At 70.3% G+C, this 20020-nt stretch carries 23 protein-coding genes; 15 read left to right on the top strand and 8 right to left on the bottom strand.

Features of this window, described 5'->3' with window-relative positions; genetic code table 11:
* Positions 1 to 259: 259 nt before the first annotated feature.
* The 4 genes from IPZ69_RS25000 to IPZ69_RS25015 all read left to right on the top strand — a co-directional run bounded on the left by IPZ69_RS25000 (position 260) and on the right by IPZ69_RS25015 (position 3603).
* Positions 260 to 1228 (top strand): heme o synthase, encoded by a 969-nt coding sequence (locus IPZ69_RS25000; RefSeq protein WP_235456644.1) that lies wholly within the window; start codon positions 260 to 262, stop codon positions 1226 to 1228.
* A gap of 93 nt (positions 1229 to 1321) precedes the next feature.
* Positions 1322 to 1654, top strand: coding sequence for a hypothetical protein (locus IPZ69_RS25005; RefSeq protein WP_235456646.1), 333 nt, complete (start codon positions 1322 to 1324; stop codon positions 1652 to 1654).
* Positions 1655 to 1740: 86 nt separating this feature from the next.
* Entirely contained in the window at positions 1741 to 2847 is a 1107-nt protein-coding gene (locus IPZ69_RS25010) for an amidohydrolase family protein (protein ID WP_235456648.1), read from the top strand.
* Between the two features lie 18 nt (positions 2848 to 2865).
* On the top strand, positions 2866 to 3603 hold the full coding sequence (locus tag IPZ69_RS25015) for a nucleotidyltransferase domain-containing protein (RefSeq protein WP_235456651.1): 738 nt from the start codon (positions 2866 to 2868) through the stop codon (positions 3601 to 3603).
* A 1-nt stretch (position 3604) separates the two neighbouring features.
* Here IPZ69_RS25015 and IPZ69_RS25020 read toward each other — a convergent pair whose 3' ends face one another.
* The 4 genes from IPZ69_RS25020 to IPZ69_RS25035 form a co-directional block, all read right to left on the bottom strand.
* On the bottom strand, positions 3605 to 4615 hold the full coding sequence (locus IPZ69_RS25020; RefSeq protein ID WP_374293840.1) for a COX15/CtaA family protein: 1011 nt from the start codon (positions 4613 to 4615) through the stop codon (positions 3605 to 3607).
* A gap of 71 nt (positions 4616 to 4686) precedes the next feature.
* Positions 4687 to 5403, bottom strand: coding sequence for an ABC transporter permease (locus IPZ69_RS25025; RefSeq protein ID WP_235456677.1), 717 nt, complete (start codon positions 5401 to 5403; stop codon positions 4687 to 4689).
* Between the two features lie 53 nt (positions 5404 to 5456).
* Positions 5457 to 6434 (bottom strand): ABC transporter ATP-binding protein, encoded by a 978-nt coding sequence (locus tag IPZ69_RS25030; RefSeq protein WP_235456652.1) that lies wholly within the window; start codon positions 6432 to 6434, stop codon positions 5457 to 5459.
* A 31-nt stretch (positions 6435 to 6465) separates the two neighbouring features.
* Positions 6466 to 7281 (bottom strand): aminoglycoside N(3)-acetyltransferase, encoded by an 816-nt coding sequence (locus tag IPZ69_RS25035; protein ID WP_235456653.1) that lies wholly within the window; start codon positions 7279 to 7281, stop codon positions 6466 to 6468.
* Positions 7282 to 7442: 161 nt separating this feature from the next.
* Here IPZ69_RS25035 and IPZ69_RS25040 point away from each other — a divergent pair, with 161 nt between their 5' ends.
* The 8 genes from IPZ69_RS25040 to IPZ69_RS25075 are packed head-to-tail and all read left to right on the top strand — an operon-like array spanning position 7443 to position 13994.
* Positions 7443 to 8177, top strand: a complete 735-nt coding sequence (locus IPZ69_RS25040) for a helix-turn-helix transcriptional regulator (protein ID WP_235456654.1) — start codon at positions 7443 to 7445, stop codon at positions 8175 to 8177.
* On the top strand, positions 8174 to 9595 hold the full coding sequence (gene sufB, locus IPZ69_RS25045) for a Fe-S cluster assembly protein SufB (RefSeq protein WP_235456655.1): 1422 nt from the start codon (positions 8174 to 8176) through the stop codon (positions 9593 to 9595). Before IPZ69_RS25040 ends, sufB begins: the two co-directional genes overlap by 4 nt.
* Before the next feature lie 56 nt (positions 9596 to 9651).
* Positions 9652 to 10836 (top strand): Fe-S cluster assembly protein SufD, encoded by a 1185-nt coding sequence (gene sufD / locus IPZ69_RS25050; RefSeq protein WP_235456656.1) that lies wholly within the window; start codon positions 9652 to 9654, stop codon positions 10834 to 10836.
* Positions 10833 to 11156 (top strand): non-heme iron oxygenase ferredoxin subunit, encoded by a 324-nt coding sequence (locus tag IPZ69_RS25055; RefSeq protein ID WP_235456657.1) that lies wholly within the window; start codon positions 10833 to 10835, stop codon positions 11154 to 11156. The genes sufD and IPZ69_RS25055 overlap by 4 nt, the downstream gene beginning before the upstream one ends.
* 7 nt (positions 11157 to 11163) lie before the next feature.
* The gene (sufC, locus tag IPZ69_RS25060; protein WP_235456658.1) at positions 11164 to 11928 is read left to right on the top strand and encodes a Fe-S cluster assembly ATPase SufC; all 765 of its coding nucleotides are present in this window, start codon (positions 11164 to 11166) and stop codon (positions 11926 to 11928) included.
* Positions 11925 to 13181, top strand: coding sequence for a cysteine desulfurase (locus IPZ69_RS25065; protein WP_235456659.1), 1257 nt, complete (start codon positions 11925 to 11927; stop codon positions 13179 to 13181). Before sufC ends, IPZ69_RS25065 begins: the two co-directional genes overlap by 4 nt.
* A 16-nt stretch (positions 13182 to 13197) precedes the next feature.
* Entirely contained in the window at positions 13198 to 13665 is a 468-nt protein-coding gene (gene sufU / locus IPZ69_RS25070) for a Fe-S cluster assembly sulfur transfer protein SufU (protein ID WP_235456661.1), read from the top strand.
* Entirely contained in the window at positions 13662 to 13994 is a 333-nt protein-coding gene (locus IPZ69_RS25075; protein WP_145874896.1) for a metal-sulfur cluster assembly factor, read from the top strand. Before sufU ends, IPZ69_RS25075 begins: the two co-directional genes overlap by 4 nt.
* Before the next feature lie 58 nt (positions 13995 to 14052).
* Here IPZ69_RS25075 and IPZ69_RS25080 read toward each other — a convergent pair whose 3' ends face one another.
* Both IPZ69_RS25080 and IPZ69_RS25085 read right to left on the bottom strand, forming a co-directional pair.
* Positions 14053 to 14937, bottom strand: coding sequence for an AbfB domain-containing protein (locus tag IPZ69_RS25080; RefSeq protein ID WP_235456662.1), 885 nt, complete (start codon positions 14935 to 14937; stop codon positions 14053 to 14055).
* Positions 14938 to 15131: 194 nt separating this feature from the next.
* On the bottom strand, positions 15132 to 16931 hold the full coding sequence (locus IPZ69_RS25085; protein WP_235456663.1) for an endonuclease/exonuclease/phosphatase family protein: 1800 nt from the start codon (positions 16929 to 16931) through the stop codon (positions 15132 to 15134).
* Between the two features lie 237 nt (positions 16932 to 17168).
* Between IPZ69_RS25085 and IPZ69_RS25090 the strand changes: the two genes are divergently transcribed.
* The 3 genes from IPZ69_RS25090 to dapD all read left to right on the top strand — a co-directional run bounded on the left by IPZ69_RS25090 (position 17169) and on the right by dapD (position 19095).
* Positions 17169 to 17489: a DMT family transporter gene (locus IPZ69_RS25090; RefSeq protein WP_235456664.1), complete on the top strand. Its 321-nt coding sequence runs from the start codon at positions 17169 to 17171 to the stop codon at positions 17487 to 17489.
* Entirely contained in the window at positions 17489 to 18031 is a 543-nt protein-coding gene (locus tag IPZ69_RS25095) for a TetR/AcrR family transcriptional regulator (RefSeq protein WP_235456665.1), read from the top strand. The genes IPZ69_RS25090 and IPZ69_RS25095 overlap by 1 nt, the downstream gene beginning before the upstream one ends.
* 74 nt (positions 18032 to 18105) lie before the next feature.
* A complete protein-coding gene (gene dapD / locus IPZ69_RS25100) occupies positions 18106 to 19095 on the top strand; it encodes a 2,3,4,5-tetrahydropyridine-2,6-dicarboxylate N-succinyltransferase (protein WP_235456666.1) in 990 nt (329 codons plus the stop codon).
* A 70-nt stretch (positions 19096 to 19165) separates the two neighbouring features.
* On the opposite strand, the gene IPZ69_RS25105 is transcribed toward dapD, so the two are convergent.
* Together IPZ69_RS25105 and IPZ69_RS25110 are read right to left on the bottom strand one after the other, a co-directional pair.
* Positions 19166 to 19396, bottom strand: a complete 231-nt coding sequence (locus IPZ69_RS25105) for a response regulator transcription factor (RefSeq protein ID WP_235456667.1) — start codon at positions 19394 to 19396, stop codon at positions 19166 to 19168.
* 145 nt (positions 19397 to 19541) lie between these two features.
* Positions 19542 to 20020: hypothetical protein (locus IPZ69_RS25110; protein WP_235456668.1), on the bottom strand; the 479-nt coding region annotated here is incomplete at its 5' end.

Raw genomic sequence — 20020 nt, forward strand, 5'->3', positions numbered from 1 at the left:
CCCCGTGAAGACGTGCATTTTTTCGAGTCATTCCAGACTGCCGGGCCTTACGGGGATCCGCCTCCCGGCCACTCCGGATCGCATTCGGCACATGAATACGGAGCCGCTCATCTGACTGCTCAATCGGGCTCCCCGGCCGCTCGTACGGGACGCCCTTCAACACGACCCCACCCCCGCGAATGTCCGGGTCTGGGCAACGTCTACAGTGGCGTGGTACGCGCGAGTCTTTACCGTCGGTTCACACGGCGGGCTCGCTGGGATGTCTCTGTCAGGGGTGTGCGTGACGGCCGTCGAATCCCGTCCAGCGGGAGTACTCGGTGCGAGCGAGAGCCCGAGCCACCGGCCGTTCGGGGCCCGTGTCAAGGCTTTCGTGGCGCTGACCAAGCCGCGGATCATCGAGCTGTTGCTCATCACCACCGTTCCGGTGATGTTCCTGGCGCAGCAGGGCGTGCCTGACCTGGGCCTGGTGCTGCTGACCTGCGTCGGCGGCTATCTCTCCGCGGGCGGCGCCAACGCGCTGAACATGTACATCGACCGCGACATCGACGCGCTCATGGACCGCACCTCGCAGCGCCCGCTGGTCACCGGGATGGTCAGCCCGCGCGAGTGCCTCGCCTTCGGCATCACGCTGGCGGTCGTCTCGACGCTGCTGTTCGGACTGACCGTCAACTGGCTGTCCGCCTGGCTGTCGCTCGGAGCGCTCCTCTTCTACGTCGTCGTCTACACGATGATCCTCAAGCGGCGTACGTCGCAGAACATCGTGTGGGGCGGCATCGCGGGCTGCATGCCGGTGCTGATCGGCTGGTCCTCCGTCACGAACTCCATGTCGTGGGCCCCGGTCATCCTCTTCCTGGTGATGTTCTTCTGGACGCCGCCGCACTACTGGCCGCTGTCGATGAAGGTGAAGGACGACTACGCGCGCGTGGGCGTGCCGATGCTCCCGGTCGTCGCCTCCAACAAGGTCGTCGCCCAGCAGATCGTCCTCTACAGCTGGGTGATGGTCGGTGTGTCGCTGCTGCTGACCCCGCTCGGCTACACGGGCTGGTTCTACACGCTGGTCGCGCTGGTCGCGGGCGGCTGGTGGCTGTGGGAGGCGCACGGCCTGCAGAACCGCGCGAAGGCGGAGGTGACGGGCGCGAAGCTCAAGGAGATGCGCCTGTTCCACTGGTCCATCACCTATGTGTCGCTGCTGTTCGTGGCGGTCGCGGTGGACCCCTTCCTGCGGTGACCGACCGAGACCTGCCCGACGGGCGGGGTGCGTGGCCAAGGCCACGCACCCCGCCCGTCGCCGTTTGATCTACCCGTCGGTAGCATCCTGACCATGGCAGACACGCAGCAGGTTGACCCGAAGGCCGAGCGCACCGTGGCGCGGCTCGCCCGGCAGATCAGCGCCTTCTCGAAGGCGCACGGCGGTGCCGAGGGCCAGGTGGCCTACATCGGCGAACGTGGCGCCCGGATCGTCCTCGTCGGCGAGGACGGCGGCTGGGGCGACCTGGTGGCGCCCAGCTACGCCATCGCCGAGCAGGCGGTGGAGAAGTCCGGGATCACCGTCCACGAGTCCTTCGACGGCGAGTTCGCCGCCAAGGTGAAGACGGGCCCGTACGAATGGAAGCGGATGGCCGGTATCCAGATCGGCGGCCCGAGCAACAGCTGAACCTCGGAGCAACACCTGACACCCGGTTCACCCGTTAGGACCTGAGAGAGCCTGAAGAGGGCGCGGTCCAGTCGGGGAGTGACCGGATGATCGAGACGTCGTCCCTGGTGGACCAGTACTGCCACGGCGTGCTGAGGACGGAGCTGGGCCTCGGCACGTTCGAGGCCCAGCTGGCCCGGACCGAGGGTCCGCCCGCGCCCGGCACCACGCTCTTCGACACCCAGACGGGTTTCGCCGTACGCCGCTGGTGCCCCCCGCTGCTCGGCCTGGAGCCGCACTGCCCGCCCGCCCGCTATCTCGCCCGGCGCCGCGAACTGGGCGTACTGGAAGCGGGCCGCCGCCTGTTGCGCGGCAGCGGCATCACGACCTATCTGGTCGACACCGGACTGCCCGGCGACCTCACCCCGCCCGCCGAACTGGCCACCGCCGGCGCCGCCGAGGCCCGCGAGATCGTCCGCCTGGAACTCCTCGCCGAGCAGGTCGCCGACACCTCCGGCACCGTCGAGTCCTTCCTCGCCAACCTCGCCGAGTCCGTGCACGGTGCCGCCGCGAGCGCCGTCGCCTTCACCTCCGTGGCGGGCGTACGGCACGGCCTCGCCCTGGCGCCGGAGCCGCCCGGGCCGGGGGAGGTGCGCGGTGCGGCCGGCCGCTGGCTGGCCGGGCGCCGGGTCGGCGGGGAGCTGAGCGACCCCGTGCTGCTGCGGCACCTGCTGTGGATCGCGGTCGCCTCGGGCCTGCCGCTCCAACTGCACGCCGGGCTCGGGGAGCCGGGGGCGCGCATCGACCGCACGGATCCGGTGCTCCTCACCGACTTCGTCCGCGCCACGGCCGGCCTCGGCACGGACCTGGTCCTGCTGCACGGCTACCCCTACCACCGCCACGCCGCCCACCTCGCGGGCGTCTTCCCGCACGTCTACGCCGACTCGGGCGCCGCGCTCGTGCGCACCGGCGCCCGCGCCGCGACGGTCCTCGCCGAGATCCTGGAACTGGCGCCCTTCGGCAAGATCCTCTTCTCCAGCGGGGCGCACGGCCTGCCCGAACTGCACGTGGTGGGCGCGCGGCTGTTCCGGGAGGCACTGGACCGGGTGCTGGGCGGCTGGGTCGCCGAGGGTGCGTGGTCGCTCAAGGACGCCCAGCGCGTGGCCGTACTGGTGGCGGCCGGGAACGCACGGCGGGTGTACGGCCTGGGTTGAGCTGTCCAGACTGGGCGCATGCCGACCGACGCCTTACTCGACCGCTTCTTCACGGCCCTCGCGCCCCTCGCCCCGGTCGCCCTCTGGGCGCACGGCTCGCTCGCCGGGGGCGACTACCAGGAGGGCCGCAGCGACCTGGACCTCATCGCGGTGCTGGAGGGCCCCGTGACGCTGGGCACCGTACGCAGGGTCGTCACCCTGCACCGCGCGCTGCGGATCGATCCGCTCGCCGACAAGCTGCACTGCAGCTATATGACGCCGGACGGGCTGGGCGACGCCGGCCGCAAGCACCTGACCTGGGCGCACGACCATGTGCTGCGGCGGCCGGTCACCCCCGTCACACGGCGCGAACTGCACGCCTTCGGGCGGGTGCTGTACGGACGGCCGCCGGCCGGTCTCCTGCCGCCGGTGACGGACCGGGAGCTCCATGACTTCGTCGTGCGCGACCAGCGGGAGTTCTGGCGGCCCGCCGTCGACAAGGCACGGCTGTGGAAGCAGGACGTCTGGGTCGACCTGGGCCTGGTGACCTTCGCCCGCGCGAGCGTCACCCTGCGCGAGGGCCGGCTGATCTCCAAACGCGAGGCCCTCGACCTGCTGCCCGGCTTTGGCGCGCCCGCCGAGGTGGTCGAGGACATCGACCGCCGCCGGTACGGGAATCCGGCGCCGCCCACCGAGCCGTGGACGACCCGCAGGGCCGAGCTGACGAGGAACTACCTGGGCCCGGCCATCGACGCGCTCGTGGCGGCGTACGGCTGACTCACGCGCGCGTGCCGACCGTCGCCTCCACCGAGGGACCGGGGACGCCGGCCACCACGTCGGGACGCTCCCGCAGGGACAGCAGGACGCGCAGCACCCCGATCCACACCAGGCACGAGCCGAGCATGTGGAGGCCGACGAGCACCTCGGGCAGGTGCGTGAAGTACTGGACGTAGCCGATGACCCCCTGCGCGAGCAGGATCACGAACAGCTCGCGCGTCCGGTGCAGCGGTCCCTTGGGGGCGTCGACCGCCTTCAGGACGAACCACAGGGCGAAGGTCAGCGTGACCACGATCCAGGCGAGCACGGCGTGCAGCTTGGTGACCGTCTCCCAGTCGAGCTGGATCCGGTCGACCTCGCTGGAGTCACCCGCGTGCGGGCCCGCGCCGGTCACCACCGTGCCGACCGCGATCAGCAGGGCGGACGCGGTCACCAGGAACCACACCAGCTGCTGCACGGCCTTGCCGACCAGTGGCCGCGCCGCCCCGTCGCCCTCCCGGGTGCGCTGCCACATCACCGTGGCGACGGCGATCAGCGCCGAGGAGAGCAGGAAGTGCGCGGCGACGGTGTACGGGTTCAGGCCCACCAGGACCACGATCCCGCCGAGCACCGCGTTGCCCATGATCACCCAGAACTGCGCCCAGCCCAGCCGGGTCAGCCCGCGCCGCCACGGCTTCTCGGCGCGGGCGGCGACGATCGCCCAGCCGACGGCCGCGCACAGCACGTACGTCAGCATGCGGTTGCCGAACTCGATGGCGCTGTGGAAGTCCATCGCGCTGGTGGGGGTGAGCGAGCCGTCGGTGCACTCGGGCCAGGTCGGGCAGCCCAGGCCCGAGCCGGTCAGCCGGACGGCGCCGCCGGTCACCACGATGACCACCGCCATGACGAGCGCGGCGAGGGCGGCCCGCTGGACCGTCCGGGGATCCGGGGTCCAGCGTGCGGCGATGAAGGCGAGCGGGTTGCGCAGGGCCGCCACGGCGTCGGCGGGGGTCAGCTTTGGCACGTGCACCATGGTAGGCCGCCGCTTGTGCACGCTTTCACGAGGGGCCGCCCCCGAGGTTGACCAGGGGTACCTCGATCGGGTCACTCCCAGCGGAAGAACTTCCCGGCCGCCGCCAGTCCCACGACCGCCCAGACGGCGAGGATGCCCAGGTCGCCCCAGGGCGTCCCGGCCCCGTGCTGGAGCACGTCCCGCAGCCCGTCCGAGAGCGCGGAGATGGGCAGCAGACCGAGCACCTGCTCCCCGGCCGAGCCGAACTTGTCCAGCGGCACCATCACCCCGCCGCCCACGAGCAGCAGCAGGAAGACCAGGTTGGCGGCGGCGAGCGTCGCCTCCGCCTTCAGCGTGCCGGCCATCAGCAGGCCGAGGCCCGAGAAGGTGGCCGTGCCGAGGACCAGCAGGAGCAGGACGGCGAGGGGGTTGCCGTGCGGGGACCAGCCCAGCGCGAAGGCGATCGCGGTCAGCAGGATCACCTGGAGGACCTCGGTGACCAGCACGGACGCCGTCTTCGCGGCCATCAGACCCCAGCGCGGCAGCGGGGAGGAGGCGAGCCGCTTGAGCACGCCGTAGCGGCGCTCGAAGCCGGTCGCGATGGCCTGCCCGGTGAACGCCGTGGACATCACGGCGAGGGCCAGGATGCCCGGGGCGAGGAAGTCGACCGCCTCGCCCTTGCCGGTGTCGACGATGTCCACGGAGCTGAAGAGCACCAGCAGCAGGGTCGGGATCACGACCGTCAGCAGCAGCTGCTCGCCGTTGCGCAGCAGCATCTTCGTCTCCAGCACCGCCTGGGCCGCGATCATGCGGGGCAGGGGCGCCGCACCCGGCTTGGGGGCGTACGTACCGGTCGCGGTCGTCACGAGCGCAGCTCCTTGCCGGTCAGCTCCAGAAAAACGTCTTCGAGAGTGTGCCGTTCCACCGAGATCCGGTCCGGCATCACCCCGTGCTGGGCGCACCACGAGGTGACCGTGGCCAGCAGTTGCGGGTCGACCTTGCCGACGACCCGGTAGCTGCCCGGGGTCAGCTCGGCGGCCGTGCAGTCGGCCGGGAGCGCCTTGAGCAGGGAGCTCACGTCGAGCCCGGGACGGCCGGTGAAGCGCAGGGTGTTCTCGGCGCCGCCCTTGCACAGCTCCTCCGGGGAGCCCTGGGCGATGACCCGGCCGCCGTCGATGATCGCGACGTCGTCGGCGAGCTGCTCGGCCTCGTCCATGTGGTGCGTGGTGAGGATGATCGAGACGCCGTCGGTGCGCAGGTCGCGCACCAGCTCCCAGGTGGCCCGGCGGGCCTGCGGGTCGAGGCCGGCGGTCGGCTCGTCCAGGAACACCAGCTCCGGGCGCCCGACGACGGCCAGGGCGAGCGCGAGCCGCTGCTGCTGGCCGCCGGAGAGCCGGCGGTAGGTGGTCCGGCCGGTGCTGCCCAGTCCGAGCCGCTCGATGAGCGCGTCCACGTCCAGTGGATGCGCGTGCAGCTTGGCGACGTGGCGCAGCATCTCGTCCGCTCTGGCGCCCGAGTACACGCCCCCGGACTGCAGCATCACACCGATGCGGGGACGCAGCTCGGCGGACTGCCGGACCGGGTCGAGGCCCAGGACGCGCACCGTGCCGGAATCCGGCTTCCGGTATCCCTCGCAGGTCTCGACCGTGGTCGTCTTCCCCGCCCCGTTGGGGCCGAGGACGGCGGTCACCCCCGCCTGGGCCACCAGGTCGAGGCCGTCCACCGCGGTCTTCGTGCCGTACCGCTTCACCAGGGCCTGGACCTCGATGAGCGGGTGCGGCGCGAAGCGTCTCGTCGAGGGGCGGTGGTCGGGAGACGGGCGGGCGGGCTCACTGCGCATGGGTCCAGAGTCTAGGTACGCCGTCCGGCCGTCAGGCGGGCGGGTGCAGGAACTCCTCCTCACGGGGTCGGTGCACCGGCAGCCACCGCTCCGCGTAGGCCACCGCGTCCGCCACCGGGAACAGCCGCGTTTGTGCCGCTCCGACGGTGCCGCGTGCCACGGGCCGGTCCCGCTCGAAGTCGTGGCCGAGCTCGTCGAAGCGGTCGGAGTCGATCGAGACCTCGACCACCGTCTCCCAGCCGCCGCCCGGGGCGGGCCGTCCCACCCGGACCAGGGGCGCCGGGATGCGGTACTCGGCGAGGTGGAAGGAGGTGCAGGTGGCGTAGCCGGCGCCGAGCAGCAGCACCCGGGCGCCCAGCTTCTCCAGCCGGGCCAGCGGGCTGCGCTCGCCGAGCCGGCAGTCCGGGGCGTGACCCTCGACGATCTCGGCCGCGCGTGGGCCGAGGGCCGCGAAGGAGGTCTGCGGGTGCGCGCTGCGCAGGGCGCCCGGCCAGGTGCGGACGGTCTCCGGGAGCACACCGACCCCGCGCGAGGGCGTGAGCAGCGGGTCGTACTCGGGCATGGTGGCGCGGATCCGCTCCCACCAGGCCTCGGGCACCGGCGGATTGCTCCACACGGCCGGGTCCGACACGTCGCCGGTCTGGGTCGGCACGACCAGCGTGCCCTGGGGACCGAGGGCGTCGAGCAGTCCCTGGACGACGGTGACGGCCCCGCCGTTGACCCAGCCGAGCGAGCTGAGCGAGGAGTGCACCAGCAGGATCTCGCCGGTCTCGACACCCAGTCGGCGCAGCTGGGTGGAGACGGTGTCGCGCGTGACAAGTGGGCCGGTCGGAGGGGGTGTGGGCATGGTTCGCGAGTGTTCCCGAAGAGCCGAGCCGGTGCCACCGATTTGATCGATCGAAGATCGTTTCCGCAGGTCAGATTAGGTATGCCTAAGTGACGCAGTGCACCGTCCGCTGCCGAGGGGGTGGCTTGTCAGGCTCTGAGGAATTACGCAACAATGGCGTTGTGAAAAACGTCGGCGAGGCTCCGGAGACCCCCACGGGGGCCCCTCATGAAGAGCTCGCGACCGGTGAGCGCTCGACGCGCAACCGCGTCGCGCGGTCCATCCTGGACCACGGCCCGTCGACCGTCGCCGAGCTCGCCGGACGGTTGGGCCTCACCCAGGCGGCCGTACGACGTCACCTGGACGCCCTGACCGCCGACGACGTCGTGGAGGCGCGCGAGCAGCGGGTGTACGGGGCGCGGACGCGCGGCCGCCCGGCCAAGGTCTTCGTCCTCACCGACTGCGGCCGCGACGCCTTCGACCAGTCGTACGACAAGCTAGCCGCGGACGCGCTGCGCTGGATCGCCGACCAGGAGGGCGGCCAGGAGGCGGTCGCCGCCTTCGCCCGCGCCCGGATCGCGGCCCAGGCGCACGCGTACCGCAAGGCGATCGAGGCCGTCACCCCCGACAAGCGGGCCGAAGCGCTGGCCAAGGCCTTGAGTGTCGACGGGTACGCTGCTACGGCGCGCAGCGCACCGGTCGGCGAGCAGCTCTGTCAGCACCACTGCCCGGTCGCCCATGTCGCGGAGCAGTTCCCCCAGCTGTGCGAGGCGGAGACGGAGATCTTCGCCGAGCTGCTCGGAACGCACGTCCAGCGACTGGCGACCATCGCCCACGGCGACGGCGTCTGCACGACGTTCATCCCCAAGATTTCACCTGACGCATCTGCAAGCACGGCCGGGAGGAACCCCGCATGACTCTCCCCACGGAGACTGCTCACCCCGAACTCGAGGGTCTGGGCACGTACGAATACGGTTGGGCCGACTCCGACGAGGCCGGCGCCTCTGCGAAGCGTGGTCTGAACGAGGACGTGGTCCGGGACATCTCGGCGAAGAAGTCCGAGCCGGAGTGGATGACCAAGCTCCGCCTCAAGGGCCTGCGCCTCTTCGAGAAGAAGCCCATGCCGAACTGGGGCTCGGACCTGTCGGGCATCGACTTCGACAACATCAAGTACTTCGTGCGCTCCACGGAGAAGCAGGCGGAGTCCTGGGAGGACCTGCCCGAGGACATCAAGAACACCTACGACAAGCTGGGCATCCCGGAGGCCGAGAAGCAGCGCCTCGTCGCCGGTGTCGCCGCCCAGTACGAGTCGGAGGTCGTCTACCACCAGATCCGCGAGGACCTGGAGGAGCAGGGCGTCATCTTCCTCGACACCGACACGGCGCTGAAGGAGCACCCGGAGCTCTTCAAGGAGTACTTCGGCACGGTCATCCCGGTCGGTGACAACAAGTTCGCCTCCCTGAACACCGCCGTGTGGTCGGGTGGCTCCTTCATCTACGTCCCGCCGGGCGTCCACGTGGAGATCCCGCTCCAGGCCTACTTCCGCATCAACACGGAGAACATGGGCCAGTTCGAGCGGACCCTGATCATCGTCGACGAGGGTGCCTACGTGCACTACGTCGAGGGCTGCACGGCCCCGATCTACAAGTCGGACTCGCTACACTCCGCGGTCGTCGAGATCATCGTCAAGAAGAACGCCCGCTGCCGTTACACGACCATCCAGAACTGGTCGAACAACGTCTACAACCTGGTCACCAAGCGCGCCGTGGCGTACGAGGGCGCGACCATGGAGTGGATCGACGGCAACATCGGCTCCAAGGTGACGATGAAGTACCCGGCCGTCTACCTGATGGGCGAGCACGCCAAGGGCGAGACCCTCTCCATCGCCTTCGCGGGCGAGGGCCAGCACCAGGACGCCGGTTCCAAGATGGTCCACATGGCGCCGAACACCTCGTCCAACATCGTCTCCAAGTCGGTGGCGCGCGGCGGCGGCCGTACCTCGTACCGCGGCCTGGTCGAGATCGGCGAGGGCGCCGCGGGCTCCAAGTCCAACGTGCTCTGCGACGCGCTGCTCGTCGACACGATCTCCCGCTCCGACACGTACCCCTACGTGGACGTCCGCGAGGACGACGTGTCCATGGGCCACGAGGCGACCGTCTCCAAGGTCTCCGAGGACCAGCTCTTCTACCTGATGAGCCGCGGTCTGACCGAGTTCGAGGCGATGGCGATGATCGTGCGCGGCTTCGTCGAGCCGATCGCCAAGGAGCTCCCGATGGAGTACGCCCTTGAGCTCAACCGGCTGATCGAGCTCCAGATGGAAGGCGCGGTGGGCTAGCCCCCGACCGCGGTCCATCAAGCCACTCACGTAAGAAAGCGAGCACTACGACAGCCATGGCTGAGGCTCAGAACATCCCCGTGGGCTCCACCACCGCGGGCCAGATCGCGGTGGCCGCCGAGTCGACCGTCGCCACGCGCATGAGCGCGCCCCCGTCCTTCGACGTGGCGGACTTCCCGGTCCCGCACGGCCGCGAGGAGGAGTGGCGGTTCACCCCGCTGGAGCGCCTGCGGGGCCTGCACGACGGCACCGCCGTCGCGAACGGCGTGGGCGTGAAGATCGCCGTCGAGGCCCCCGAGGGCGTCACCGTCGAGACCGTCGGCCGCGACGACGCGCGGCTCGGCAGGGCGGGCATCCCGGTGGACCGCGTGGCCGCCCAGGCCTACTCCGCGTTCGAGCAGGCCGGCGTGGTCACCGTCCCCAAGGAGACGGTGCTCACCGAGCCGATCCGCATCGCCGTGCACGGCCAGGGCGGGGTCGCCTACGGCCACCAGGTCATCGAGCTGGGAGCCTTCGCCGAGGCCGTCGTCGTCATCGACCACACCGGTGACGCCGTGCTCGCCGCCAACGTCGACTACATCCTGGGCGACGGCGCCAAGCTCACCGTCGTCTCCGTCCAGGACTGGGACGACAAGGCCGTGCACGTGGCCCAGCACAACGCGCTCGTCGGGCGCGACGCCTCCTTCAGGTCGGTCGTCGTCACCTTCGGCGGTGACCTCGTGCGCCTGAACCCGCGCGTCACCTACGCGGGCACCGGCGCCGAGGCCGAGCTCTTCGGCCTGTACTTCACCGACGCCGGGCAGCACCAGGAGCACCGCTTGCTGGTCACCCACAACACCCCGCACTGCAAGTCGAACGTCGTCTACAAGGGCGCGCTGCAGGGCGACGCGGCGCACGCCGTGTGGATCGGCGACGTGCTCATCGAGGCCAAGGCCGAGGGCACGGACACGTACGAGATGAACCGCAACCTCGTCCTCACGGACGGCGCGCGCGTCGACTCGGTGCCGAACCTGGAGATCGAGACCGGCGAGATCGTCGGCGCCGGCCACGCCTCCGCCACCGGCCGCTTCGACGACGAGCAGCTCTTCTACCTGATGGCCCGCGGCATCCCCCAGCACGAGGCCCGCCGCCTGGTGGTCCGCGGCTTCTTCGCCGAGCTGGTCCAGCAGATCGGCGTCGCGGACATCGAGGAGCGCCTGATCGCCAAGATCGAGGAGGAGCTGGAGGCGTCGGTCGCATGACCAGCACCTTCGTACGCGCCTGTGGGCTGAGCGAGCTGGAGGAGGACACCCCGAAGCGGGTGGAACTCGACGGCACGCCGATCTCGGTCGTCAAGACCGAGGGGGAGGTGTTCGCGATCCACGACATCTGCTCGCACGCCAACGTCTCGCTCTCCGAGGGCGAGGTGGAGGACTGCCAGATCGAGTGCTGGCTGCACGGCTCCAGCTTCGACCTGCGCACCGGTAAGCCGTCCGGCCTCCCCGCGACGCGCCCCGTCCCCGTTTACCCCGTAAAGATCGAAGGGGACGACGTTCTCGTCTCCGTCACCCAGGAGTCCTGAGGCACCCATGGCAACGCTTGAAATCCGAGACCTGCACGTCACCGTCGAGGCCGACAACGCCACGAAGGAGATCCTCAAGGGCGTCGACCTCACCGTGAAGCAGGGCGAGACGCACGCCATCATGGGCCCCAACGGCTCGGGCAAGTCGACCCTCGCCTACTCGCTCGCGGGTCACCCGAAGTACACGATCACCAGCGGCACCGTGCTGCTCGACGGCGAGGACGTCCTGGAGATGTCCGTCGACGAGCGCGCCCGCGCGGGCCTGTTCCTGGCGATGCAGTACCCCGTCGAGGTCCCCGGCGTCTCGGTCTCCAACTTCCTGCGCACCTCCGCCACCGCGGTCCGCGGCGAGGCCCCCAAGCTGCGCACCTGGGTGAAGGAGGTCAAGGGGGCCATGGAGCGCCTCAACATGGACCCGTCCTTCGCCGAGCGCAACGTCAACGAGGGCTTCTCCGGCGGTGAGAAGAAGCGCCACGAGATCCTCCAGCTGGAGCTGCTCAAGCCGAAGGTCGCGATCCTCGACGAGACGGACTCCGGCCTGGACGTCGACGCCCTGCGGATCGTCTCCGAGGGTGTGAACCGCGTCCGTGAGACCGGCGAGGTCGGCACCCTGCTGATCACGCACTACACGCGCATTCTGCGCTACATCAAGCCCGACTACGTCCACGTCTTCTCCGGCGGCCGCATCGTCGAGTCCGGCGGCGCCGAGCTCGCCGACAAGCTGGAGGACGAGGGCTACGAGGCCTACACGAAGGGTGGCGCATCCGCGTGACACAGCTGCCGGGCCTCCTCGACACCGAGGCGATCCGCAAGGACTTCCCCGTCCTGGACCGGCTGGTCCACGACGGCAAGAAGCTCGTGTACCTGGACAACGCGGCGACCTCGCAGAAGCCGCGCCAGGTGCTGGACGCCCTGAGTGAGTACTACGAGCGCTACAACGCCAACGTCCACCGCGGGGTGCATGTGCTCGCCGAGGAGGCCACGGCGCTGTACGAGGGCGCGCGCGACAAGGTCGCCGAGTTCATCAACGCGCCGAGCCGCGACGAGGTGATCTTCACCAAGAACGCCTCCGAGTCGCTCAACCTCGTGGCAAACATGCTGGGCTGGGCCGACGAGCCCTACCGCGTGGACCGCGAGACCGAGATCGTCATCACGGAGATGGAGCACCACTCCAACATCGTTCCGTGGCAGCTGCTCGCGCAGCGCACCGGCGCGAAGCTGAAGTGGTTCGGGCTGACCGACGACGGCCGTCTCGACCTCTCCAACATCGACGAGATCATCACGGAGAAGACGAAGATCGTCTCCTTCGTCCTGGTCTCCAACATCCTGGGCACGGTCAACCCGGTCGAGGCCATAGTCCGACGCGCCCAGGAGGTCGGCGCGCTGGTCTGCATCGACGCCTCGCAGGCCGCGCCGCACATGCCGCTGGACGTACAGGCCCTGCAGGCCGACTTCGTGGCCTTCACCGGCCACAAGATGTGCGGCCCGACCGGCATCGGCGTGCTCTGGGGCCGCCAGGAGCTGCTGGAGGACCTGCCTCCGTTCCTGGGCGGCGGCGAGATGATCGAGACCGTGTCGATGCACTCCTCGACGTACGCCCCGGCGCCGCACAAGTTCGAGGCGGGCACGCCCCCGATCGCCCAGGCGGTCGGTCTCGGCGCCGCGATCGACTACCTCAACTCGATCGGCATGGACAAGATCCTCGCCCACGAGCACGCGCTCACCGAGTACGCGGTCAAGCGCCTGGCGGAGGTCCCGGACCTGAGGATCATCGGCCCGACCACGGCCGAGGACCGCGGGGCGGCCATCTCCTTCACGCTGGGTGACATCCACCCGCACGACGTGGGCCAGGTTCTCGACGAGCAGGGCATCGCGGTCCGTGTCGGCCACCACTGCGCGCGGCCCGTCTGCCTGCGGTACGGAATTCCTGCGACCACGCGAGCGTCGTTCTATCTGTACTCCACGCCGGCCGAGATCGACGCTCTGGTCGACGGGCTGGAGCACGTACGGAACTTCTTCGGCTGACGGGACGAGCGATCGCATGAAGCTGGATTCGATGTACCAGGAAGTCATCCTGGACCACTACAAGCACCCGCACGGGCGTGGTCTGAGGGATGGCGACGCCGAGGTGCACCACGTGAACCCGACGTGCGGCGACGAGATCACCCTCCGAGTGAAGTACGACGGTACGACGATCGAGGACGTCTCGTACGAGGGCCAGGGCTGCTCGATCAGCCAGGCCTCGGCCTCCGTCCTGAACGAACTCCTCGTCGGCAGGGAACTGGCCGACGCGCAGAAGATCCAGGAGACCTTCCTGGAGCTGATGCAGTCCAAGGGACGGATCGAGCCGGACGACGCGATGGAGGACATCCTGGAGGACGCGGTCGCGTTCGCCGGTGTGTCCAAGTACCCGGCGCGTGTGAAGTGCGCCCTCCTGAGCTGGATGGCGTGGAAGGACGCGACGGCCCAGGCGCTGAGCGGAGCCGACGCCGAAAGGAAGACCGCATGAGCGACACCGTGGAGACGAAGCCGGCCTCGGAGGAGGAACTCCGCGAGGCCCTGTACGACGTCGTCGACCCCGAGCTGGGCATCGACGTCGTCAACCTCGGCCTGATCTACGGCATTCACATCGACGACGCGAACATCGCGACGATCGACATGACCCTGACCTCGGCGGCCTGCCCGCTGACGGACGTCATCGAGGACCAGGCCAAGTCCGCCACCGACGGCCTCGTCAACGAGCTGCGCATCAACTGGGTCTGGATGCCGCCGTGGGGCCCGGACAAGATCACGGACGACGGCCGCGAGCAGCTGCGCGCGCTCGGGTTCAACGTCTGAGGTCCGCCAAGCGTCGACGAAACGGCGAGGTCCGCCCGGACCTCGCCGTTTCTCGTGTTCAACCGAGCCCGTCGACCAGCCGGAACGCCGAGTCCGCCCGGTAGAGGTCGCTGCTCTCGTACCGGTCCAGCTTCAGCCGGAAGTTCTGGTGGCGCAGGAAGCGGCCCGGGTAGTTCACCGACTCCAGCATGACCGCGCCCGCGTGGGCGGAGGCACGGGGACAGAAGGTGGCGTCCTGCGTGAACAGCCGGGAGCCGTCGTCGCGTTCGGCGCGCAGCAGGAAGTCGCGGTGCCGCAGATAGCCGCCGTCGCCCGTGGCGAAGGAGTAACAGGCGGCGTCCGCCAGCCCCTTGACCAGTTGGAACGCGGCGTCGCGGCGGGCCCCGGCCGAGCCGACCGGGTCGAGCTGCACGTAGCCGCCGCTGATGTGCCAGTAGCGGTCGGGGTAGTTGACGGAGCGGACGGACTTCCGCGCGGACGTGTTCTTCGAGTCGCCCGATCCGCCGCCGCCACCACCCGATCCGTCGCCCGGTCCGTCGTGCGACCCGGAGTCCTTCGAGGACGCGGACGGCCCGGCGGAGGGTGTGGACGCCGCGCCGCCGTGGTCGCGCGCGGACGCGGCCGACGGTGAGCCGAGGGGCGCCTGCGACGACAGGCCGCTCTCGCTGTCCGCGGGAGCGGCCGTCGTACCCGACGAGGGTGAGGCGAAGGAGAGCAGGCCGGGACCGTCGTCGGTCGGTGCGCCGGTCCGGGCCGGGGCGGCTGACGCCTCGTCGGGCGACTGCCCGCTGACGGCGATCGCCGCGACGCAGGCGACGACCGTGGCCAGGGCCAGCCCGCCGGCCAGCCAGATGCTTCGGGTTCCGGGGGCCCGGGACGTGTCGGGGGCCCAGCCGTTCTCCCACGGCTGCCGCCGCGGAGCTTGGGGGGTGTTTTCCGGCATGCGCCATTCCTCCACCGGCGCCCGGAGCGGGGGCCGTGGATGTGAGGGTGAGGTGTGTGAGCGGTGGAACTCTAGTGGAGTCGAGGGGCGCCCGGGAGTCCTTTCAGTGAGCGGTTTCTATGACCGGTGAACATGCCCGTGTGCCGCGCGGGACCACGCCTCCGCCCCGCGCGGCACTCCGGGTTGTCGGACCGTCAGGGAGTGATCCGGACGACCTGCGGGTCGTGGTCGCTCGTCTGGTCCGGGAACTCGCTGTTGATGTGCACGATGTCGTAGTCGTACGACGTGATCGACGAGCTGACCAGCGTGTGGTCGAGCACCTGCGAGTTGCCGTCGTAGACGTAGGTGTACCGCTCCGCGGCCGGCAGCGTGTCCACCAGGTCGGTCAGCACCCCGCCCTCCAGGTTGGAGACGGCGGTGGAGAACGGGTAGTCGTTCAGATCGCCGAGCACGATCACATGGGCGTCCGCCTGGGCGGCGAGGATCGAGTCGACGAACGCGTTTTCCACCGAGCCCTGGTTGCCCCGCTGTGTCTCGGAGGACCGGGTCGGCGGCTGGTACTGGCTGTGCAGGGAGTAGTCCCCGCCCTTCGACACGAAGTGGTTGCCGATCACGAAGTACTTCGCGCCGTTGAAGGTGAACTCGGCGGCCAGCGGCTTACGGCTCGCCGACCAGGCGGAGTTGGTGGGCGCGATCCGGCCCGGGTTGTACGTCAGCTGCGCCACCCCGCCGCTCGTCGTCACCGAGTTGGCGGTGGTCGCCGTGGCGCTGCCGCGCGCGCTGAAGCCGACCCGGGCGGGGTTGTACAGGAAGACCTGGCGGATGTTGCCGCCGGGCTCGCCGCCGTCGGCGTCGTTGGCCGGGTTGATCTGGGTGTACGAGTACGCCGGGCCGCCGGCCGTCCTGATCGCGGAGGTCAGCGTGGAGAGCGTCCTGCTCGCGCTCACCACCCCGTCGTCGGCGGGGCCGTCGTTGTCCTGGACCTCCTCCAGGGCCACGATGTCGGGCGACTTGAGGTTGCTGACGATGCCCTGGGCGAGCGCCGTGAACTTCGAGGCGGGGTCGGTCGGGTCGAGGTTCTCCACGTTGTACGTGGCGACCGACAGCTGCCCCGAGGACGCGGTGGCCGTGGTCTCCTTTGCGAGCCCGCCCGAGGTGAGCGCGCCGAGCGAGGTGGCCTGGAGGATGTAGCCGCCGTACGCGCTGTAGTCCAGGACGCCGGTGGCGCCGGACAGCGTGTCGCCCACGGTGGCCGCCGGGAACGCCGACGACAACAGCGTGCCGACCTCGACGCGGCCGGAGTTCTGGCTGTCGTAGGAGGAGTAGAGCGAGCCGCCACGCGCCGAAGTCAGCTGGCCGGGCTTCACGTTGACCCACAGCTCGTTGTACGTGTTGGCCGCCGCGACCACGGGGGTGCCGCCGATCGAGACCCGCATGCCCTCCAGGGACTCGTAGTAGTCCAGGGCGTAGGTCGTCGGGGCCAGCGTGAACGAGTTGATCGAACCGCCGTTGTTGGTGCGGGTGTAGGCGGCCGGCACGGTCGCGTCGCTGATCGTGACCGGCGAAGGCAGGCTGTTCCCGGTGGAGTTGGTGGTCCAGGACGCGCCGCTGAGCTCCGTGAGCGACTGGCTGCCGGCACCGCTGTCCGGGTAGTACTCGGAGACCCTGCCGGTGACGGTCACGCTGTTGCCGACCGCCGTGTTCGGTGTCGTGGACCCCTTGTAGACGAAGATCGCGTCACTGGTCGCCGCGTTGCCGTCGCCGCTCGCGCTCTGGATCCAGAAGCCGCGCGAGGAGCCGGTGGAGCGGACCGCGGTGACGATGCCGGTCGTGGTGACCGTCGAGCCGTTGTAGGGCGAGATCCGGGTCGAGCCCTGGATCGCGGAGATCGTGTAGGTGGCGGCGTGCGCGGTGTGCGGGAGGGCGATCAGCGCGCCGCAGGCGAGCAGTCCCGCGGCCAGCGCGCGGGCGCCGAGCCCGAGCGTTCTGTCCATGTGCGTCCCTTCAACAGTCGGAAGAGCGAGGCAAGTTGGAGCCGGACGTACATGAGCGACTGGTCGCCGAGAGTTCTATGCGCTCAGCGTTACGGTCCGACATACGGAGCGTGTTCCGGACGTGTCAGCTACGCGCGTGGCACGTGGCATCCGGCGCGGGCCCCCGACGAGGTCGCGCGAGCCCGGTGCGAGCCCTGTGGGCAGACGGCACGCCCTTCGTTATGTACGCTTGTACACATGGGATACCTGTTGCTCGCCGGCGCCATCGCCGCCGAGGTGACCGCCACGACGGCGATGAAGTACAGCGACGGTTTCAGCAGGCTCTGGCCCTCGGTGCTGACCGCCCTCGGCTACCTCGTCTCCTTCGTCCTGCTCGCGCGGACCCTCAAGTCCCTGTCGATCGGTACGGCGTACGCGATCTGGGCCGGGGTGGGCACCGCGACGATCGCGGTGCTAGGTCTGATGCTGTTCGGCGAGGGGCTGAGCGCGACCAAGGTCGCCGGTCTCCTGCTGATCGTCGCGGGCGTGGTCGTCCTGAATCTGGGCGGCGCCCACTGATGCCCCGGCGTTACGACCCGGAGCGGCGGCAGCGGATCATCGACGCGGCGATCCGGGTGGTCGGGGAGAAGGGCATCGCGGGCCTGAGCCACCGCTCGGTCGCCGCCGCGGCGGACGTCCCGCTGGGCTCCACGACGTACCACTTCGCGACCCTCGACGAGCTGCTGGTCGCCGCGCTGCGGCAGGTCAACGAGGGCTTCGCCAAGGTGCTGGTCGAGTGGCTGCCGGAGGCCGGCCGCGGCGATCCGGCCGACCTCGCGACGGACCTCGCCCGGGCGCTGGGGGAGTGGCTCGGCGGGGAGCGTACCGGCGTGGAGCTGGAGTACGAGCTGTATCTGGCGGCGCTGCGGCGTCCCGCGCTGCGACCGGTCGCGGCCGAGTGGACGGAGGAGACGGCGGCCCGCCTCGCCCGCCGCACCGACGCGGCCACGGCCCGGGCGCTGCTCGCGCTGATGGACGGCATCTGTCTCCAGGTGCTGCTGACCGGCGCTTCGTACGACGAGGAGTACGCCCGCGAGATGCTGGCTCGGGTGATCCCCTGAACCCGCGCCCGGTACCTGAGACGCCCCCGGCACCGGTTCGCCCGCGCGAGCCCCGTCACGTTAGGTTTTGCCTCATGACCGACACGAACGCTCCCCGTCCCACCGGTGCCGTGGCCGCCGGCCTCGCCACCGTCGCCGCCGACGGCACCGTCCTCGACACCTGGTTCCCCGCTCCCGAGCTCGTCGCGGAGCCCGGTCCCTCCGGCACCGAGTCGCTCTCCGTCGAGCAGGCCGTGGAGCTGCTCGGCGAGGGCGCGGCGCAGGCGATCGGCCCGGACGCGCGCCGCAACGTCGAGGTGGTCGCGGTCCGTACGGTCATCTCCTCCCTCGACGCGAAGCCGATCGACGCGCACGACGTCTACCTGCGCCTGCACCTGCTGTCCCACCGCCTGGTCAAGCCGCACGGCCAGAGCCTGGAGGGCATGTTCGGCTTCCTCGCCAACGTCGCCTGGACCTCGCTCGGCCCGGTCGCCGTCGACGACATCGAGAAGGTGCGCCTGAACGCCCGCGCCGAGGGCCTGCACCTCCAGGTCACCTCGATCGACAAGTTCCCGCGCATGACGGACTACGTGGCCCCGAAGGGCGTCCGCATCGCCGACGCCGACCGGGTCCGCCTCGGCGCCCACCTCGCCGAGGGCACCACGGTCATGCACGAGGGCTTCGTGAACTTCAACGCGGGCACGCTCGGCACCTCCATGGTCGAGGGCCGTATCTCCGCGGGCGTCGTGGTCGGCGACGGCTCGGACATCGGCGGCGGCGCCTCCACCATGGGCACCCTGTCCGGCGGCGGCAACGTGATCATCTCCATCGGCGAGCGCTGCCTGGTCGGCGCCGAGGCGGGCGTGGGCATCGCGCTCGGCGACGAGTGCGTGGTCGAGGCCGGCCTCTACGTCACCGCCGGCACCCGCGTCACCATGCCCGACGGCCAGATCGTCAAGGCCCGCGAACTGAACGGCGCCTCCAACATCCTCTTCCGCCGCAACTCGGTCACGGGCGCGGTCGAGGCCCGCCCGAACAACGCGGTCTGGGGCGGCCTGAACGAGATCCTGCACAGCCACAACTGATCATCGGCGGTCGTCGAGCGCCCTCCCGGGCCAGGTGGCCGGGAGGGCGCTCGTGTGTCGTGGGGCGGGGTCACAGGCCCAGGGAGATGGCCAGGCGGGTGAGCTCGGCGGTGGTGGTGATGTCGAGCTTGGCGCGGATGCGGCGGAGGTAGGCGTCGACCGTGTGCTTGGAGAGGCCCATGGAGCGAGCCGTCTGCAGGTAGGTGCGTCCCGCGGCGATGTGCCGGAGAGTCTCCCGCTCACGCGGAGCCAGCGCGGTCTCGGCGGCTTCGGTGTGCTGCGTGGTGAGGGTGAGGCTCATGGGAATTCCTTCGACGGATCGGCTCGGGCCTGGCTGCTCGCGTCCTCGGAAGCAGGGGACTTAAGTCGGGTTAGTGGCTTATGTCCGCTTTAAGAAGCCTGGTCGGGAGACGTCATGGCGGTGTCCGCCGACTGTCACAGGCGTGTCACAGGGCCACGAACGCCGCCAGCGCCGCGAAGTCGTCCTCGCGCAGACCGATCCTCGGATTGACGTGGTGGAGCAGGGCCGGGCCGGGATGGTGGGCCCGCACATAGACCGTGTCGGCGGGGCTCTGCTCGTCGTCCACCCAGGCGAAGGGGCGGCCCTGCGCGTACGACACGATCGCCTCCGTCTTCCAGTGCACGCCGTCGGGACGCTCGGCGAACAGGCCGGTGCCGAAGTCGACGTACGGGAGGTCGGGCAGGCCGACGACCGGGGCGATCCAGCGGTTGGCCGCGTCCATCCAGGTCGTGGCCCAGCACAGCTCGTAGCCGAGCCGCAGCAGGGCCGGACCGTGGTCCGGGTTCAGCCAGACCCGCAGGGCGCGCCCGGGATGCAGGGCCACCCGGATCGTCGTATAGCCCTCCGGACGCCGCTCCGGCTTGGCCGCGTACGGGTTCAGGGGCCCGTCGACGTCGAGGAAGA

This window comes from Streptomyces olivochromogenes (assembly GCF_021538895.1).
Classification (GTDB): Bacteria; Actinomycetota; Actinomycetes; order Streptomycetales; family Streptomycetaceae; genus Streptomyces; species Streptomyces olivochromogenes_A.

What these genes read in the sequence shown, in the direction of transcription:
- IPZ69_RS25105 (WP_235456667.1), bottom strand. Translation starts at nt 19,396, where the DNA reads ATGAGCCTCACCCTCACCACGCAGCACACCGAAGCCGCCGAGACCGCG.
- dapD (WP_235456666.1), top strand. Translation starts at nt 18,106, where the DNA reads ATGACCGACACGAACGCTCCCCGTCCCACCGGTGCCGTGGCCGCCGGC.
- sufB (WP_235456655.1), top strand. Translation starts at nt 8,174, where the DNA reads ATGACTCTCCCCACGGAGACTGCTCACCCCGAACTCGAGGGTCTGGGC.
- IPZ69_RS25010 (WP_235456648.1), top strand. Translation starts at nt 1,741, where the DNA reads ATGATCGAGACGTCGTCCCTGGTGGACCAGTACTGCCACGGCGTGCTG.
- IPZ69_RS25000 (WP_235456644.1), top strand. Translation starts at nt 260, where the DNA reads ATGTCTCTGTCAGGGGTGTGCGTGACGGCCGTCGAATCCCGTCCAGCG.
- IPZ69_RS25020 (WP_374293840.1), bottom strand. Translation starts at nt 4,615, where the DNA reads ATGGTGCACGTGCCAAAGCTGACCCCCGCCGACGCCGTGGCGGCCCTG.
- IPZ69_RS25055 (WP_235456657.1), top strand. Translation starts at nt 10,833, where the DNA reads ATGACCAGCACCTTCGTACGCGCCTGTGGGCTGAGCGAGCTGGAGGAG.
- IPZ69_RS25025 (WP_235456677.1), bottom strand. Translation starts at nt 5,403, where the DNA reads ATGATCGCGGCCCAGGCGGTGCTGGAGACGAAGATGCTGCTGCGCAAC.
- IPZ69_RS25085 (WP_235456663.1), bottom strand. Translation starts at nt 16,931, where the DNA reads ATGGACAGAACGCTCGGGCTCGGCGCCCGCGCGCTGGCCGCGGGACTG.
- sufU (WP_235456661.1), top strand. Translation starts at nt 13,198, where the DNA reads ATGAAGCTGGATTCGATGTACCAGGAAGTCATCCTGGACCACTACAAG.
- sufD (WP_235456656.1), top strand. Translation starts at nt 9,652, where the DNA reads ATGGCTGAGGCTCAGAACATCCCCGTGGGCTCCACCACCGCGGGCCAG.
- sufC (WP_235456658.1), top strand. Translation starts at nt 11,164, where the DNA reads ATGGCAACGCTTGAAATCCGAGACCTGCACGTCACCGTCGAGGCCGAC.
- IPZ69_RS25075 (WP_145874896.1), top strand. Translation starts at nt 13,662, where the DNA reads ATGAGCGACACCGTGGAGACGAAGCCGGCCTCGGAGGAGGAACTCCGC.
- IPZ69_RS25015 (WP_235456651.1), top strand. Translation starts at nt 2,866, where the DNA reads ATGCCGACCGACGCCTTACTCGACCGCTTCTTCACGGCCCTCGCGCCC.
- IPZ69_RS25035 (WP_235456653.1), bottom strand. Translation starts at nt 7,281, where the DNA reads ATGCCCACACCCCCTCCGACCGGCCCACTTGTCACGCGCGACACCGTC.
- IPZ69_RS25080 (WP_235456662.1), bottom strand. Translation starts at nt 14,937, where the DNA reads ATGCCGGAAAACACCCCCCAAGCTCCGCGGCGGCAGCCGTGGGAGAAC.
- IPZ69_RS25095 (WP_235456665.1), top strand. Translation starts at nt 17,489, where the DNA reads ATGCCCCGGCGTTACGACCCGGAGCGGCGGCAGCGGATCATCGACGCG.
- IPZ69_RS25030 (WP_235456652.1), bottom strand. Translation starts at nt 6,434, where the DNA reads ATGCGCAGTGAGCCCGCCCGCCCGTCTCCCGACCACCGCCCCTCGACG.
- IPZ69_RS25005 (WP_235456646.1), top strand. Translation starts at nt 1,322, where the DNA reads ATGGCAGACACGCAGCAGGTTGACCCGAAGGCCGAGCGCACCGTGGCG.
- IPZ69_RS25090 (WP_235456664.1), top strand. Translation starts at nt 17,169, where the DNA reads ATGGGATACCTGTTGCTCGCCGGCGCCATCGCCGCCGAGGTGACCGCC.